The sequence below is a fragment of the Methanobrevibacter smithii ATCC 35061 genome, assembly GCF_000016525.1.
Classification (GTDB): Archaea; Methanobacteriota; Methanobacteria; order Methanobacteriales; family Methanobacteriaceae; genus Methanocatella; species Methanocatella smithii.
The window spans coordinates 1,644,400-1,662,975 of record NC_009515.1; the positions used below are offsets into that span (position 1 = coordinate 1,644,400).

14 protein-coding genes are annotated in these 18,576 nt (G+C 26.7%); 11 read left to right on the forward strand and 3 right to left on the reverse strand.

Annotated elements, in window-relative coordinates; translation table 11 throughout:
* Window positions 1-71 precede the first annotated feature (71 nt).
* The 4 genes from MSM_RS07960 (at window position 72) to MSM_RS07980 (ending at window position 7,746) form a co-directional block, all read left to right on the forward strand.
* Window positions 72-554 carry a helix-turn-helix domain-containing protein gene (locus MSM_RS07960; protein ID WP_011954612.1) on the forward strand — a complete coding sequence of 161 codons (483 nt, stop codon included), beginning with the start codon at window positions 72-74 and terminating at the stop codon, window positions 552-554.
* A 333-nt stretch (window positions 555-887) separates the two neighbouring features.
* Window positions 888-1,349, forward strand: a complete 462-nt coding sequence (locus MSM_RS07970) for a transposase (protein ID WP_011954613.1) — start codon at window positions 888-890, stop codon at window positions 1,347-1,349.
* A 120-nt stretch (window positions 1,350-1,469) separates the two neighbouring features.
* Complete coding sequence (locus MSM_RS07975) at window positions 1,470-7,124, forward strand: adhesin-like protein (protein ID WP_011954614.1); 5,655 nt, start codon at window positions 1,470-1,472, stop codon at window positions 7,122-7,124.
* A gap of 208 nt (window positions 7,125-7,332) precedes the next feature.
* Complete coding sequence (locus MSM_RS07980) at window positions 7,333-7,746, forward strand: DUF371 domain-containing protein (protein WP_011954615.1); 414 nt, start codon at window positions 7,333-7,335, stop codon at window positions 7,744-7,746.
* Here the strand turns inward: MSM_RS07980 and MSM_RS07985 are convergent.
* Together MSM_RS07985 and MSM_RS07990 are read right to left on the reverse strand one after the other, a co-directional pair.
* The gene (locus tag MSM_RS07985; RefSeq protein ID WP_011954616.1) at window positions 7,733-8,809 is read right to left on the reverse strand and encodes an ABC transporter ATP-binding protein; all 1,077 of its coding nucleotides are present in this window, start codon (window positions 8,807-8,809) and stop codon (window positions 7,733-7,735) included. The genes MSM_RS07980 and MSM_RS07985 overlap by 14 nt on opposite strands.
* A 10-nt stretch (window positions 8,810-8,819) precedes the next feature.
* Window positions 8,820-9,599, reverse strand: a complete 780-nt coding sequence (locus MSM_RS07990) for an ABC transporter permease (RefSeq protein WP_011954617.1) — start codon at window positions 9,597-9,599, stop codon at window positions 8,820-8,822.
* A 78-nt stretch (window positions 9,600-9,677) separates the two neighbouring features.
* On the opposite strand from MSM_RS07990, the gene MSM_RS07995 reads away from it, so the two are divergent.
* Together MSM_RS07995 and MSM_RS08000 are read left to right on the forward strand one after the other, a co-directional pair.
* Complete coding sequence (locus MSM_RS07995) at window positions 9,678-13,259, forward strand: bifunctional glycosyltransferase/CDP-glycerol:glycerophosphate glycerophosphotransferase (protein ID WP_011954618.1); 3,582 nt, start codon at window positions 9,678-9,680, stop codon at window positions 13,257-13,259.
* A gap of 17 nt (window positions 13,260-13,276) precedes the next feature.
* Entirely contained in the window at window positions 13,277-14,317 is a 1,041-nt protein-coding gene (locus tag MSM_RS08000) for an FkbM family methyltransferase (RefSeq protein WP_011954619.1), read from the forward strand.
* A 43-nt stretch (window positions 14,318-14,360) separates the two neighbouring features.
* Here the strand turns inward: MSM_RS08000 and MSM_RS08005 are convergent, their stop codons facing one another.
* Entirely contained in the window at window positions 14,361-15,566 is a 1,206-nt protein-coding gene (locus MSM_RS08005) for an ISNCY-like element ISM1 family transposase (protein ID WP_011953615.1), read from the reverse strand.
* Window positions 15,567-15,818: 252 nt separating this feature from the next.
* On the opposite strand from MSM_RS08005, the gene MSM_RS09095 reads away from it, so the two are divergent.
* The 5 genes from MSM_RS09095 (at window position 15,819) to MSM_RS08020 (ending at window position 18,559) form a co-directional block, all read left to right on the forward strand.
* Window positions 15,819-15,974: a glycosyltransferase gene (locus MSM_RS09095; RefSeq protein ID WP_080513228.1), complete on the forward strand. Its 156-nt coding sequence runs from the start codon at window positions 15,819-15,821 to the stop codon at window positions 15,972-15,974.
* Entirely contained in the window at window positions 15,975-16,121 is a 147-nt protein-coding gene (locus MSM_RS09235; protein WP_011954620.1) for a hypothetical protein, read from the forward strand.
* Window positions 16,122-16,522: 401 nt separating this feature from the next.
* Entirely contained in the window at window positions 16,523-17,122 is a 600-nt protein-coding gene (locus MSM_RS08010) for a class I SAM-dependent methyltransferase (protein ID WP_011954621.1), read from the forward strand.
* A gap of 4 nt (window positions 17,123-17,126) precedes the next feature.
* Entirely contained in the window at window positions 17,127-17,732 is a 606-nt protein-coding gene (locus MSM_RS08015; protein ID WP_011954622.1) for a methyltransferase domain-containing protein, read from the forward strand.
* 14 nt (window positions 17,733-17,746) lie between these two features.
* On the forward strand, window positions 17,747-18,559 hold the full coding sequence (locus MSM_RS08020; protein WP_011954623.1) for a DapH/DapD/GlmU-related protein: 813 nt from the start codon (window positions 17,747-17,749) through the stop codon (window positions 18,557-18,559).
* The last annotated feature ends 17 nt before the right edge of the window (window positions 18,560-18,576 follow it).

The window sequence follows — 18,576 nt, forward strand, 5'->3', positions numbered from 1 at the left end:
TTATTTTTTCTTATTTTTTATTATAGTTACTAACCAAACTTTTATTATAGATGGGTGATAGATTATAAAATATGTCAGGAAAATCTAAAATTAATGTTTTTAACAAAATGACAAAAACTGCTTTGGATGAAGAAATAAGTACTTATGTGGCATATCATAGATACTATCAGCGGTTAATTGCAGTTAAAATAGTTAGTGAAGGAAATACAATTGCAGATGCGGCAAATATATTGGGAAAATCATATCAAACAGTTCATAGATGGATAAAAACTTGTGAATCTGAAGGATTAGAAGGTTTAAAACCATCATTTGGTGGTGGAAGGCCATCAAAATTAACTTATGATCAATTGATTGAATTAGATAAAATCATTGAAAAAACACCAAATATGTCAATGAAAGATGTACATCTTCTTGTTAATGAAAAATTCAATGCAGATTATAGTTTAAAGCAAATAGGAAAAATTGTGAGAAAATTAGGATACAATTACAGCAAAGCATATCCTAAATTTTCAAAATCACCTGAAGATGCAGAAGAACAATTAAAAAAAACTTAGAAGAACATAATATATCATCTAACGATATTATAGTCTTGTTTGATGAAGCATCCTTTCAAAATGAACCATATACTCAAAAATCATTATATAAAAGAGGAACAAAACACACTCAAACTGTAAATCCTTTACAAATTCAAAATCAATGCCACAGGATCATTATCAATAAATGGAAAATCAACCACCACAATCACAAATTCTTCAACAGCACCAGAAATAGCAATAGCACTCCTAAAATTAAGATGTATTAATACAAAAAATAAAAATGTCGTAAAATTATTAAATAAAATAATTGAAGAAGTTAAATTAACTGATGAAGAAATAGATGAAATTTTAATGGAAAACAATGAAAATAACAAAGTTTTCACAGAAAAAATAATAAAAACAATTGAAAAATATAAAGACGATACAACCTCAACAATTGCTAGAATCATTGGAAAACACTGCAATCGAGAATCATTCAATAATGTAAAAAGAAGAGAAATAAGAAGAAAAATAACCTTAAATTTATTAGAAAAAGAAGACATGATAACAAAAATGCAAACCGAACAAAGGATATGTTTAATCTTAGATAATTTCAGCGTTCATAAGTCTGCATTCATCAAAAAAATAGCACTACATCTCAATATTACATTAATATACCTTCCACCATACTCTCCACATCTAAATCCAATAGATCAAATATGGAGACAAATGAAACGAGAAATTAAACATCATTACCTAGAATCAAGAGAATTTTTACAAGAATTAACAATAAAAACCTACAAAGAATCGATTTATGAAACAAAAGTTTGGTAACTAACTATAAATCTTAATAATTTCTGCCAACATTCAATTTATAAAGTTTCCTTTACTTAGTATAACTTTTATATTATTAAAAAGTAATATAATAATTGTCAATTTTATTTGGCGAAATTAATGTTAAGGAGGAATAAAAACTTGAAAAATAAATTTGCAATATTAATTTTGTTAATATTGTTTATGGTATCTATTTCTTGTGTTAGTGCAGAAGATAATGATTCTTCTAATATTCTAACTGATGGTGCTTCTGATATTTATGTTAGCCCATCTGGAAATGATGCTAATGTTGGAGATATGAATAATCCTGTTGCTACAATTAATAAAGCAATTAATTCAACTGCAACTAATATTCATTTATCCGAAGGAAAATTCACTGGTACTGGTAATAATGGTTTAACAATTGAAAATAAAACCATAACTATTGTGGGTGCTGGTATTGATAAAACTATAATTGATTTAAACGGAACTCAATTTATGGATATTAAATCTACTAGTTCTGTAGTTTTAACTAATTTAACTATAATAAACGGTTATTCAAATTATGGTGGAGCTATTTATAATGACGGTAATTTAACTATTCAAAATTGTAACTTTAAAAATAACTCAGCTAGTTCTGGTGGGGCGATTTACAACAATGGCAATTTAGACATATATTATTCTACTTTTGAAGATAATTTTGTTAAATATAGTGGTGGTGCTATTTGTTCTTATAAGTATGCAACTATTCAAGATTCTACTTTTTTAAGAAATATAGGTACTGCCACATCTTCAAATGGAGGTTCTGTTTATATTAGTGGTAATAATGATAAATATTCCATTTTGAATAGAAATAAATTTAAAGATACTCAGGCTTTAAGAAATGGTGGTGCACTTTATGTAAATTATGCAAATGTTACTAATTGTATTTTTGAAAATGCATCAATTACTTCTACAGGTTCAAGTAATGGTGGTGGAGCTATTTATGGTTCTAACTTTAATCTTAAAAACAACACTATGACTAATTGTGTATCTAAAAGTGGATATGGAAATTACATTTGGTCAACTTCTAGCTTTAATGGGGTAGTTACAGTTCTTGATGGTAAAAATGTAGATATAACTAGTTCTACTTTTACTCTTAATGCAACTGCAACTGATGATATGGGTCATCCAATTCATGGTGGATATTATACCTTTAAATTTAATGATGTTTTTGTTGGCGGTGCAAACTCTGTTAATGGATTTATAAATGGCACATTTTCTAAATTATTTGATAATGGTAAATATACTGTTACAGTTTCAGGTCCTTTAAATGATAATGCAGTTGTTAAAACAGCTACTGTAAATGTTAAAATTGACCGTGACTATGTGGATTATTATGTATCACCTAATGGTGATGATAATAATACTGGTTCAAAAGATAATCCATTTAAAACCATTAATAAAGCAATAACTGAAGCTTTTGCTAAAAATATCTATGTAAACATACATCTTTTAGAAGGAACTTATGTAGGTGCTGGAAATCTTAATTTAACATTTAATAACTTAGGTTACCTTAACATAATTGGTGTAGACGGTAAAACAATCATTAACGGTTCTAATAAAGATTGGGCATTTAATTTTGGAAGTACATTAAATGTTAATATTATAAATATTACATTTGCTAATTTATATCAAAATAATTATGTAGGTTTAATTAAAGCAAGTGGAAATGATTATACTGTAAACATTGATAATTGTGTCTTTGAAAAATGTAATACAAAGTATATAATTTATATTACTAATGGTGAGATAAATAATGTAATAATGAGAGAGAATATTATAACTGGATGTGTTATTAGTGGAGGTACTAGTATAACTAATCTTTTATTTGAAAATAATTCTGGTTCCGCTTATTTCACAAATATTAAAAAAGGAGTTTACAATTCTACTTTCATAAACAACAAAATTAATCAGGGTAATGATTATGGATTATTCTATATATCTTCCAAAAACTTTGTATCAAGCAATAATATATTTGAAAATAATACAATTAAAGCACTATATATTTCAGCATATAATGATATTAATTTTACAAGTATAAATGATACTTTTAAAAATAATGTTGCAAAAAATGGTGGTGCTGTTAGTGGTGGCGGAACTTTTATTAATGCTAAATTTATTAATAATACAGCTACTCAAAAAGGTGGAGCTATTTACCATAATGCTATGGTTTTAGTTTTAAAAAATTGTATTTTTGAAAACAATAAAGCAGATGACGGTAATGATATATATGGTTTTATGAGTACTAATGTTAGAATTAATCCACTTTTAAACATGTCTAATTCTTTAAAATTCGTATCTACCAATTCTTCAAATGTTAAATCTGAATTAAAAGCTATTTTTGATTTAGGTGGTATTCAAGTAAGTGGTTATAATGTTAAATTCTATTTAAATGGAACTTACAAAGGCTCAGCTCCTTTAATTGATAATGTAGCTACTTTAATAGCTATTGCTGAAGATGGAAAATACGAAATTTCCGGTTCTGTTGATCAAGTTAATAAAACTAATGTTGTTACTGGTATTTTAAATGTTAATGCTAATCCTGCAAGTGTTTTTGATGTTTATGTTTCTGAAAAAGGTAGTGATGAATCAGGTGATGGTTCATTAGCTAAACCATTTGCAACTATTAAAAAAGCATTTGATTATGGAATGAATCAAAATGCATTAAGTTTAACAATCCATTTAATTGGCACTTTAAAAGGTGAAGGTAATGTTAAACTTGATTTAAAACCATATGTGGATTTAACTATTGTTGGTGAGAATAAAGAAACTTCAATTATTGATGCAGAAAAAAATATTTATGTATTTGATTTTGTACCAATGTATGATGATGTTAAAGTTTATTTATCAAACTTAACAATTAAAAATGGTGTAACTAACAAGTATCCTTCTGGAGGTGTTAGTTTTACAGTGGACACTGGTCTTGTTCGCAGTACTGGTTTTTATTTAAATGTTAATAACTGTATATTTATGAATAATACAGGTTATGGAATTTCCGCAGATAAATTATTCTCAACTATTGTAATTAATAATACTAAATTTATAGAATCTCGTGGAGCATTCTATTCTTATCAAGCAGCATTAAATATTATTATATCAAATACTGAATTTTTAAAAAATAATTTGGTTGTAGAAAATAATAGGGGAAAATTAGTTTGTTTAAATGGTTTAATTTCAATTAGGGATATTCTTTCAAAAGGTAGTAGTAATTATAATTATCATTTTAATATTACACAAGTGTTATTTGATAATGTGACTTTTGACGGAAATCATAATGTTACTGGTACTGCTAAGCCTAGTGCTCTTTATTTAGTAGGTACAAATACTACTATAATTAATTCTAAGTTTACAAATCAAAAAGATATTTCAGCTATAGGTGTATTTAGTAATTATGATACTGGATGTAATGTAACTATTTATAATACTTATTTTGAAAACAATACAAGAGATATTATTTATGGATATTCATCTCAAGGTGATTATCGTCCAATTATTATATTAAATAATTCAACATTTGTTAATAGTGGAGCATTTACATGGCCAGATCCTCGTTATCAAAATGCATGGTGGGTTGTTAACAATACTAAATTTATTAACATGACCAATATGATGATATTTAAAGGGTCAGTATCTAGTTCTTATAAGGATAATCCATTACCGTTAGGAGTTAATAATACTGTAACTATTATGAATTCATTATTCTTAAACAATAAAAACGGTGTTGAATTTGGTAATGGTAATATTTCAGGATCTAGTTTCTATAATACCCCAGTATTTGTATCTTTAACTAGTGGTAGTCAACCTCCTGCATGTATTGTTTACTTAAACAATAATTTCTGGAATAGTTCAGTACCTATATATAATGTTACCACTCCTGCTAGAGCTACTGTTTATTGTGATAGTTGGTTAGTTCCAGCATTAGTTACAGACAATGCTTCTGGTCCGGTTCAAACTATTAAACTTGTATATTTAGCATTTAATGGAACTGATTATTCTTATTATGATGTTTCTAAAGTACCTATTTTGGATGTTAATGCTAGTTTAACAGTTTCTAATGGTGTAATTACTCCAAATAAAGGTGTTCTTAACTCTAATGGTTTAACTGCTAATTATACATATAATGGTGTTGGTAATCAAGTTGTAACTGCAACTTTAAGTGATGGAAATATTTTAAAATTAAATGTAACTTTCTACAGAATTGATACATTTACAAATATGACTATTTCAAATAATGTTCCGCAAACTGGAGATTATATTACTGTTAATGTTGTTGTTCGTGATAAGAATGGTAAACTTTTAAATGGTAGTGTGAATGTTTATCTTAATAGTGTTTTAAAAGGAACTATCAGTTTAATAAATGGTATGGGTTCCTTTGATGTGTTAGCAGAAAAAACTGGTCCTTGTGAAATATTTGTTAATTATACTGGAGATTTAGATAATTCTTACTCAAGTAATATGACTATTGTTTCAGTTAAAAATACACAAATGAATGTTTCTGTTTCTGATTCAGATTCTGCAAGTAATGTTACTTTTACTGTGGACTTTGATCATGTAGCTAATGGTTTTGTATTTGTAACTATTGGTGGTGTAACTTACAATGCTACTGTTTCAGGTAAAGAAGCTAAAGTTATTGTACCTCCGTTAGCTGTAGGTAAATATGATGCTATTGTTTCATATAATGGTGTTGTTAATAAAACTGTTGCAGTTAACATATCTCCTGATAGAAATCCAGTATTAAACATTTCAGATATTGTGATGATTTACAAAGACGGTACCAGAATGGTTGCTGTTTTAACTGATTATTTAGGTAATCCTATTGCTAATGCTATTGTATACTTTACTATTAATGGTCAAACTTACAATAAAACCACTGATGTTAATGGTACTGCTTCCATGGGATTAAACTTAGCGTCTAATGTGTACAAAGCTACTGTTTCATATAATGGTTCAGATAAGTATAATGCAGTTTCTAAAAACATTACTGTAACTATTAATCCGACTATTGTAGCTGATGATTTGGTTAAAATGTATCAGAATGCTACCAGATTCTATGCTAAATTCACTGACAGCACTGGAAAAGCAATAGCTAATAAGGAAATCAGATTTAATATTAATGGTGTTTTCTATACTAAAAAGACTGATAAGGATGGTGTAGCTGATTTAGGTATTATGTTAAGACCTGGAAATTACATTTTAACTGCTTACAACCCTGTAACCGGTGAAGAAAAAGGATTTAACATAACCGTAAAATCATTAATCATGCAAAATGACTTAACCAAATATTACTTAAATGCTTCCAGATTTGAAGCAACTGTCTACAATAAAGACGGATCTTTAGCAGTAAACAAAGAAGTAACATTTAACATCAACGGTGTGTTCTATCACAAAAAAACAGATGAAAATGGTGTTGCAAGCTTGGGAATTGCTTTAAGACCTGGAGAATATACTATTACAACAATGTATGATGGTTTGGATATTGGAAACAAAGTCACTGTCATGCCAACTTTAGTAACAAAAGATCTCTCCATGAAGTACCTTGACGGCAGCAATTTCACTGCTTTAACTTTAGATGGTCAAGGTAAACCATTAGCTAACCAAAACGTATCATTTAACGTAAATGGTGTCTTCTATCACAAAGTTACTAATAAAGACGGTATTGCAAGCTTAGGAATCAGATTAATGAGTGGTGAGTATATTATTACTTCCTACTGGAATGATTTCCAAACAGGAAACACAATAAAAATCAGTCCTTAAAGAGAATTCCCAATTCTCTTACTTTTTTTCTTTTTTATATGTAGATTTAACTTTATATATTTATTATTTTTTAACATAGCTATTAATTTAATAAAAATAACATTTAATTTTTCAATATGTTAACTAATATATCGCTAATATTATGGTACTTATTTTTAATTATATTCAATGAAAATATTTATTAGTTTTACAGTTTAAAATTACAATTATGATTTTTAAAATTAGAACTAAAGGTCACAAAAATGTATCTTCCATGCACAAATCCACTTTTGAAATAACTAAAGATCCAGAAATTGGACCTACTGCAGATTGTATTGTTGGAGTGGCTATGGATAATTCCATGGATGATTTTTCAGATGAGTTTAAAGCTAAAATAGCTAATAAAAACACTAAAATAACTGTTATATTAGATACTGAAAACGGCCATGATGAGATTGTCGGCTTTGGTCATGAAGATTTGACTTTAACTCATCCGACAGATATTGTCTGCAGAACCAGTGATTATGTCTGTTCCCGTACTTTAATGATAAATGCAGACAAAGCTGCCAGAGATCTTGATTTGGATTTAATTGAAGATTTGAAAAATGAAAAAGAAATGGAAGTTACAATTATTCTAGACTGATGTTTTTAAGCTGGTCTTTACTTGCACTTTGTGCTGCTTTAAGATAAGCGTCACAGACTTTATTTACTTCATCAAAAGCTACAACTTTTCCTTCATTAATCCATAATGCTTTATCACATATGTTTCTGATTTGTTGAATTGAGTGTGATACAAGTAAAACAGTAGTACCTGAGCCCATTAGTGATTTAAGTTTATCATTACTTTTTTTCTGGAATTTAACATCACCGACAGACAGAATTTCATCAATAATTAAAATATCCGGATTTACAACAGTAGCTATTGAGAAACCAAGTTTTGCAAGCATTCCTGAGGAATAGTTTTTAACAGGAAAGTTAATAAACTCTTCAAGTTCTGAAAATTCAACAATTTCATTATATTTTGATTTTAAAAATTTTTCAGTATATCCTAAAATAGCACCATTTAGAAAGATGTTGTCTTTTCCTGAATAGTTATAATCAAAACCGGCACCTAAAGAAAGTAACGGTGCGATTATTCCGTTAGTAGTTACTTCTCCACTGTCACAGTCATAAACACCAGATACTATTTTAAGTAAAGTACTTTTTCCAGCACCGTTAAAACCGATTACTCCAACTTTTTCTCCCTGGTAGATTTTAAATGAAACATTATCAAGAGCTTTGAATTTTCTGCTTTTTTCTTTGTTTCTTTTAATAGTACGTATTACATATTCCTTTAAATTGTCAATTTTATCATTAGATATTTTAAAACTTAAAGAAACATTTTTAAGTTCAACTGCAACTTTTTCATGATAGTCTGGAATAAATTGTGAAACTAGATTATCAACATCCTGATGTTGTTTTGCAGTTTCTTTTTCTAATATATTATTATGAATTGGTTCGATGTAATCTGGAACTTCATTATTTTTTGATGGCTGCCAACCATTAGGGTGTAGAGATTTAGGCTGTTGCATATCATTTGGGATTCTGTTGTAATCATCTTGCAGGTCAAAGATAACTTCTTTTGGTTGTTTTCTCTGATTAAAATTTCTGTTTTGATTGTTGGAATCACTATTTATATTATTTTTAAATCTTAAATTCTTTTTCATAATAAACAACCTACAATTCTAATGTAATTTTCCTTTGGTATTTTGTAAATATTATAACTCCGGCAACTAATACAATAAGAGCAAATAAACTGGTATTAATAACACTCATGATATTTGGTAATGTATTATACATTATAATGTCTCTGAATTGATCAATTAGTAAATACACAGGATTAAGATATAAATATTGTCTTAATGCTTCTGGAATAATCTCTGCAGGATAAAATATAGCGGATGCATACATCAATAATATTGTAAATATGTTGTAAAGGTATTCAATATCTCTAAAGTATGTACATACGATTGATAATATTAATCCGATTCCCACTACCATAACAAAGAGTATTATCATAGGAATAATAGCTAATACTGACATTAAGGTTAAATGAAGGCCTGTTAAATACATTACGGCAACAAGTATTATTAATGAAATTATGAAATTGATAAACTCTGAACATATTCCTCCAAAAGCAAAGATGTATCTTGGAACGAATATTCTTTTTAAGATACCGCTGTTTCCTTTTATGGAATTCATAGCTATTTTTGTCCCGGCACTAAAAAAATCAAATAAACATCGGCCTGCTAAAAAATAAACCGGATAATTTGCAATATTTCCGGAAAATATTGTTGAAAAAATTGCAGTTAATAAAAGCATAGTTAACAATGGGTTTATAAAACTCCATAAGATTCCAAGTATTGAATCTTTGTATTTAGCAGTGAAATTTTTTTTAATTAATTGTTTAAGTAGGAAATGCTCACTTGTATTTCTTTTAATCATTTCTTTAAACATAACTTCCACACAAAAATTTATAAATTAGTATCAATATACTAATATTTAATTTAAATATCATTTATAGGTTACTGAATCATGTCGAAAGTTAAAGTTTCTGTAATAGTTCCGGTTTTTAATGTTAGAGATTATTTATCAACATCATTAGATAGTATTTTAAACCAGAGTTTAGAAGATATTGAAATTATTTGCATTAATGATGGGTCAACTGATGATTCTTTAAAAATTTTAGAAAATTATGCTAAAAAAGATAACCGAATTAAAATAATCTCTAAAGAAAATGAAGGACAGGGAACTGCACGTAATGTTGGATTGGACAATGCTTGCGGTGAATTTATATCCTTTGTTGATGCAGATGATTTTATAAAAAAAGACATGCTTGAGAAATTGTATAATAAATCAGTTAATGGAAATTTGGATTTGGTAATGTGTAAGGTTTCTTCTTTTGATAATGAAACACATATAATTGATGATAATTTATGGTATTATTCTCTTAAATGTTTCAGCGGGTTTAAAAAAGAGGTATTTAATAATTTAGATACTAAAGAGTTCACTTCATTAATTTCGGTAACTCCTTACAACAAGTTATATCGAAGGTCTTTTATTGAAAAAAATAATATCAGATTTCCGGAAAAATATATATTTGAAGATGAAGTCTTTTTTTACAATGTTTATCTTAAAGCTAAAAGGATTTCTTTAATTGATGAAAACTTATATTATTACAGAACAAACAGAAAAGGTTCAACAGTTTCTAAAGGTCAGGATAAAGATTATATTGATGTTATTCATATTTTCAGATTAATTCGTGACTTATTAGTTGAAACTAATTATATAAATGTCTATAAAAAACAGGTTTACAACAGATTCATCCATCTTATTTTATGGAGATTCAGCCAGACAGCTCCAAAATATAGAAAAAATTTCTTTAATCTGATGAAAAAAGAATTTGATGAAATATTAGATGATAGTTCAAAAGATTTTTCATTAAATGTTGATGAACTGGATTTTAAAATAAAATCAAGAACTTTAAAAGTATTGAATTCCAAAAATCTTGAAGAATTTGAAAAATTGGATTCATGTAAGCCATTTTCAGTTATAATGGCATCTTATAATAATGACAAATATCTTGAAGATGCAGTTGAATCTTTAACAGTTCAAAATTTTGGATTCGAACATAATGTGGAACTTATTATAGTTGATGATGGAAGTAATGATGATTCTTTAAAAATAGCTAAGAAATATCAGAAAAATTATCCTTATAATATTCAGGTAATATCTAAAGAAAATGGCGGTCAGGCAAGTGCACGTAATTTAGGATTAGAATATGCTACGGGAGATTATATAAACTTCCTTGACAGTGATGATAAACTGTCTCCAAATACTTTTAAAGCAGTTTATGATTTTTTAGTGAAAAATCCTGCTGTAGATGTTATATCAATACCTATAACTTTTTTTGACAATCAGAAAGGAGCACATATTCTTAATTATAAATATAAAAACGAAAAAGTAGTTAATCTTTTAGATGAACCTGATTATCCGCAGCTTTCAGCTTCATCAGCTTTTATTAAAAGGGAAGCTATTGGTAATTTAAGATTTGATACAAGTCTTGTTAATTCAGAGGATGCATTATTCGTTAATAAAATTCTTATTGATAATCCGAAATTAGGATTAGTTAAAAATGCCAATTATTTATATAGAAAACGTTTTGATGAATCATCTACAATTGATAATTCTCAAAAAAAGAAAGGATTTTTTACAGACAGATTAAAATATTACTTTAAAGAACTTATTGACTATTCAGTTAAAAAATATGATAAAGCTCTGGAATTTATTCAGTATACTTTAATTTATGACCTTCAATGGATGGTAAAAGTTGAAGAAATTGATAATATTTTAAATAAAGATGAAATTAATGAATTTTGGGAAGTTTTTTTAGATATCTTATCTTATATTGATGAAGATATTATTAAAAACTATAAAACTTTAGATAATAATGTTCGCGAGTTTTTATTAACTATCAAACAGTCTGATTTAACTGCTAAAACAATTAATGAATTGCAGCTTAATGACCGTTTAGGTATTCACAGGTTTTACATTGACATAGTCAATATAAAAAATGGTTTTTTAAACATATCAGGTCTTTTAATGAGTAATTTTAATCCGGACAATATTGAAATAGTAGCTAAGTGTGAAAATAAGGAATTTATCTCTAAACGATTTGTTTATCCTACAAGGAAACCATTAAAATTTTTATCAGTTGGGTATAAATTTCCTTATGATTTTGATTTGGAAATTCCGGTAGATGAAATTAAAAATAAAAAAGTAACTATAAATGTTTTAAGTGGAAATGAATCATTTAATCTTCCAATTACTTTTGAAAAGCATGCAAGATTATCAACTAGCAGCAATTACTTAATTAAAGACAATAATATTGTGGTTTTTAAAGATAATTCTTTTTATATAACATCATATTCATTTATTAAAATGTTAAAATTGGAGTATAAATGTTTAATGAAAATCTATAAAGATAGAGGTCCTTATTATACTTCGGCATTGGCTTTTAGATTAACTTATCTTGCCTTATATCCATTTTTAAAAAATAAAAAAATCTGGTTATTTATGGATAGGCGAAATGAGGCTGATGATAATGCTGAACAATTATTTAAGTATGCACTATCCAGAAAAGATCATGTTAAAAAATATTTCACAGTTTCAAAGGATAGTAAAGATTATTCCAGATTAACAAACAAATATAAAAATGTTTTACCATTTTATTCACTAAAACAAAGATTAATCTATTTATTTGCAGATAAAATAATTTCTTCACATCCTGATGAAAACATTTTAAATCCTTTTTATGCCAAAAATGGAGATTTATACAGTGGACTGATTACATCAGAGAAATACTTCTTACAGCATGGAGTTACAAAAGATAATATTTCTAAATGGATTAGAAAATATGATAAGGATTTATCTTTAATTTTAACAGTTTCTCCTTTAGAAAGAAAGTCCTTTTTAGGTGAAGATTATAATTATTCTCCTGAAATTATTCAAACACTTGGATTTCCACGTTTTGATAATTTGGAAAATAATAATCTCAAAAAACAGATATTAATAATGCCTTCCTGGAGAGAATATTTGCAAAAAAGTGAATTTGCTCTTAAAAATTCCAAATACTTTAAAGGATTAAATGATTTATTAAATAATGAAGAGTTAATTGGTTATGCTAAAGATAAAGGTTATAAAATAATTTTTAAACCGCATCCGAATTTAGCTAAATTCCGATATTTGTTTGATTTAGATAGAAGCATTATTGTAGATGATAAAAAGACTTATCAAGAGCTATTTAATGAGTCAAAATTACTTATAACTGATTATTCATCTGTTGCTTTTGATTTTTCATATCTTAAAAAGCCAGTTATATATTATCAATACTCAGATGACTATAACTTTGATTTATCCAAAAGCTATTTTGATTATAAAACAATGGGCTTTGGAGAAGTTATCAAAAAAGAGGATGATTTAATAAAGCTAATTAAAGATTATTTGGATAATGATTGTGAAATGAAAGAAGTTTATAAAAAAAGAGTTGACAAGTTCTACAGATATAATGATCAAAATAACTCTAAAAGAGTTTATGACTGGATTTATGAAAATTAATTACATTAAGGCATACTATGACAATTAAGGATAACATTTTTGGAAATAAAAAAAAGCTGATTCAGGAAAATAAAGTTCTTAAACAAGAAATAGAAAATTTACATAAAGAGATTGATTCTCTTAACGATAAATATAACAATCTTAGTAAAATTAGAGCTAATGAACATACTGCAGCTAGCTTTTGTAATTGGTCTTATATAAATTATTATTTTAGAGATGATTTTGAGGAAAAATTCAAGAAAATGGTTGAAAATTTACCTAAAGAATCAAAAAACTACTTTAAATGGCTTTTTTTAAGAAGTTTAGCTATTAATTATAACAGAAGAGAAACTTTATTTTTTGATGATGAACTGGAAAAACAAAAACAGTGGACAGATTTTAAAATAAATAATGTATCTGAAGATAAAATAGGAAAATATAACTTTAAAGGTGGATATAATCTTCATGGATTTATAGATTTAAATTTAAGTAAAGAAGATAAGAATTTTCTTGAAAATAAAGATATAATTGATGCAGGAGCATTTACTGGAGATACTGCAATTCCATTATCTGAAGTTACTCATAAAAATGTTTTTGCTTTTGAACCATTTGAAGAGTCTTTTAAATTATTAAAAGAAAATGTTGAAATAAATAATATTTCAAATATAAAACCTGTAAACAAATCTTTAGGAAATATTAATGGTGAGCGAAGTTTATATTTAGCTAATGATAATTTTCAGGGGATTACATCTGATTCTAACTTAAGAAAATATACAGAAGAGCTAAAAGTTCAAGAAGTAACTGTTGATCAATTTGTCAAGGAAAATAACTTGGATGTTGGTTTGATTACTATTGATGTTGAAGGAGCGGAAAAGGATCTTTTAAGTGGAGCTATTGAAACAATAAAAAGTCAAAAACCAATGCTGTTTATTAGTATATATCATAGTGTCGAAGATTTCTTTGAAATAAAACCTTGGATTGAGAATTTAGATTTAGGTTATAAATTTGAGATTATTAAAGAACAGCCCTGGACATTTATTGTGGATACTATTTTAAAATGTAAAATAAATGATGGATAATTATTAATTTTTCAATTAATGGAGTCTGTAAAATTTTATAGGCTTATTTGATTTTAATGTGTTTTTCAGTCCAATTTTGCATTTGATAGTCTAAAAATGTCAGGATTCCATTTTTGGTTTTGTATATTTTCTTTATTTTTTCAGGATTGGTTTGTCTGTAGTAATTTTCGACTTTATTTGATGTTTTTTCTATATTTTCATCATCAAGATATTCTACGTATCTGTGGAAGTGATTTATGATATGTTTTCTTATGAAATCTTTTAAAACAACTGGTATGGCCGTATATTTTTGTAAATATTGTTTAAATTGTTCTATTGCTTCTTTTTTTGAGTTTTGTCTGAAACAGTTTTTTAATTCTTGTGCATTTTCGTAAATATGGTCTCTTTGTTTTCCATTAATCTTGTTTCTTCTACAATATACTTTTAATTTATGGTTTATTGTTTGAAACAGATGAAATATGCACAATTGATGTTTTACTTCTATTTCATCTGCTACATTACGATACATTGGGAATAAATCGGTTGTTAGGCAAATGAATGGTTTATTTTCTGTTGATTCTAAGATAAATTTTTTCGTGTTTTTTGGTATTCTGCGACGTACTATTCGTTCTGTGACTGGAATATTGAGTATTGCATCAAATAAAGTTAATCTGTAGTGTCTAGTTCCATTAAGTCTTAAAAATTGCTCATCATATAAATAATAGCCAGAATATTCAAATTTTTCATTGCTGATGCTTTCTTCGTGATTTTTGTCAGACCAGTTCTTGATTGTTTGATGAGATATTCTGATTCCAAGGAATATTTCAAAGTATTTACTTATTTTACGAAGTGATTGGTACCCTATTTTCATTATTCCTGGAATTTTATCCATTATTTCTTGTAAAAATTGTTTATTTTCACCAATTAATGGATTATTGTATATTCCGAATTTTTTTCCACATTTTTTGCATTGATATTGCTGTTCTTTGAATTCTGTTGTTTTTCCATTAGTATTTTGTTTGTTTTTCTTTATTGTGCCTTTTTTGATTATTTTGTGGCTTCCACAAACTGGACAAATGGGATTATCATATTTAAAAGTATTATTTTCATCTAAAAATAGTTTATGATTAGTATTTTCAAAATTAGGTGTTTTATTCAATCTTTTTGAAATAATTTTTTCTTGATCAATTTTTTCATCAAAAAAATCATAAAGTTTAAGTTGTATGAAGTCTATATTACTATTGAGGGCAGATTTGTTTTGTTTGGTCATAAAATATTATTTGTCCTCACTTATTAAAGTATTTTACTATTTTTAAATCATTTATATTAAAATTAAAGAAAAATTAGAATGAAATTTCATCAAAATGAAAGTTCAACTGTAAAAAATTAAAAAACAAATAAGCCTATAAAATTTTACAGACTCAATTAATGGAGTAGTGTGATTTATGAATGTAATAATAGTATAATTCACAAAATTAAATATTGATAATTAGATTATTATAATTTTGACAATTTCAAAGCTATTCATTTAGATGAAAATAATGGTGCTGAAGGTAAGCATCGTAATATTGGTTTTGAGGAAGCATTATGTGATTTTGTAATGTTTTTAGATTCTGATGATTTTTTTGTAGAAAATGCAATTGAAGTTTTATACAATCAAATTAATAATAATGTTTAATTGGATATTGTTTTGGGAGGATATCAAAATATTCATGGAGATAATAAACAGATTGTATTGCCTTTTAAAAATTCAGATGAGTCTTATTTTGAGGATACTGCTAATTGCATTGATTTGGTTAAGATAAATCCAGTTAAAATTAAATAATCAGGGTTTTTTTAAATAAATAAAATCAAAGTTCAAATAAAAAAATAATTTTCATTGATTAATTAGTGTATTAATTAAAATAAATTTTCTGAACCATAGAGATTAAAATTGTAATTTTAAAGAATAAAGTTTACAAGTTTTAAAAAAGAAAAATGGAAAAATCATTAATTGAAAATGAGAAATTAATTGCAAAAAATAGGAAATTAACTTGAAAATAACTTTTTTCCAAAATTAAGAGATTAGTCTTTAAATAGGATAGACAATTAACTATAAAATTTGAAAGAATATTAAGTTCTGATTTAAAGTTATTTTCTTTAAATAAACTTAAAATAGGAAATAATTATTAATATAATTAATTATAAATTATATGGTAGTTAATCAATAATATTTAATGGGATAATATGCATAAAAGTTCGTTTCAATCAATGGAAAAATTTAAAGATAATTATTTGAACACTGAAGATTCATTAAATATTTTAGACATTGGGTCTTATGATGCTAGTGATACTTCTTATAATTACGGCAGATTTTTAAGAGAAGATAACTGGAAATATCAGGGTATGGATATTCAGGAAGGTCCTAACGTAGACATTGTTGTTTCAGATATTTATAATTGGATTGAAATTGAAGATAATTCTTTTGATGTTGTTGTTTCTGGTCAGGCTTTTGAACATATGGAATTCTTTTGGAAAGCTATAAAAGAAATTGAAAGAATCTTAAAACCTGGTGGATTATGTTGTATTATTGCTCCTAGTGCAGGGCCTGTTCACAAAAATCCTTATGACTGTTTCAGATTCACTGATAATGGTATGAAACAAGTAGCTAATTATGTAGGATTGCAAATATTGGAATGCTATGTTAATGATGATGAAATTTCTTATCCGTGGTATGATTGTGTTTTAATAGCTAGAAAACAGTATGGTGTTAATAATAATCTAGAAAAAAGAATGGATAATCTTGAAAATAAATTAGATTTAATTTTAGAGAGAATTAATTGGTGATAACATGCATAAGTCTAGTCATGATAAAATGAGTTGGTTTAAAAATACTTATCTTAATGATAATGATTTTTTAGATATATTGGATGTTGGTTCTTTAGATACAAGTGGTACTAATTATAATTATAAATCTATTTTTAATAGTTCTAATTGGACTTATCAGGGTTTAGATTTTGAAAAAGGGGCTAATGTGGATATTGTTGTTGATGATATTTACAATTGGTATGAAGTTGAAGACAATAGCTATGATGTTGTTGTTTCAGGTCAATTTTTTGAACATTTAGGTTTCTTCTGGCTTACAATGGCTGAAATTGACAGAGTTTTAAGGCCTGGTGGTTTTTGCTGTATTATTGCTCCTAGTGGAGGACCTAAACATGGTGATGCAGATACTGACTGCTATCGTTTTTATGAAGATGGTATGAGTGCATTAGCTAAATATGTTGATTTTGAAGTTATTCATGTTTCTACAAATGCTGATGCTAAACCTTGGTGTGATACATGTCTTGTTGCTAAAAAAACAGGTTCTTTAGTAAATAGTGGAGATAATTTAGAAAGAAGAATGAATAATCTTGAAAATAAATTAGATGCGATTCTAAATTCAATTAAAAAATAATTATTGTGGTTTTTATGGAGTCAGTTAGTAATATTGATCAAATTGGGAATTTAAAGCAAAATAATTTTATTGGTAGACCAGAATTTGTTAATTCCAATGTTACTTTTAGAGGTAAAGGTAATTTATTTTATTGTGAACGTGAGGTTAAGTTAGTTAATGCAAATATACGTTTTGAAGGTAATAATTCGTTAGTTTATTTATCTTCCACTCCTAATTCACAATATCCTTTGAATTTACAGGTTTATCATGATTCAGTTGTCTTTTTTGGTCGTGATAATAATATGACTGCTCCTTTAAACATCAATGTTCAGGAACATCAGAATTTAGTTATTGGTGATGATTGTAATATTGGTAGTGGTACAAATATTAGAACTTCTTTTGCTTATCCGATATATTTATCCAAAACTAAAGAAAGGATTAATTTTCCGGGTTCTGTTCTTATTGGGGATCATGTGTGGTTAGGTCATTTGGCTTATATATCTTCAGGAGTTGTTTTAGGTTCTGGTTCTATTGTAGATAATAATGCATTTGTCCCTCCTAACTGTAAAGGATTGTCTAATTCTTTTTTGAGCGGTAATCCTGTACAAATTATTCAAGAAAATGTTTTTTTTACTAAAGATTATTTAGGTGCTTTCAGTGAATCAGAGTCTGAAAGTGTTAATAGTTATGTAAGTGATGTTTTTATTTATAATGTCATTCCAAATGAATCACTTTACTTTCCTAAAATTGACGAAACATTAAAATGTTTGAATGTTGATGATTCTCTGGATTTTATTCAGAAATTATTTGTCCAAAATAAAAGAAAAAATAGATTTGCAATAAAATAAGGATTTGAAGGTTATTT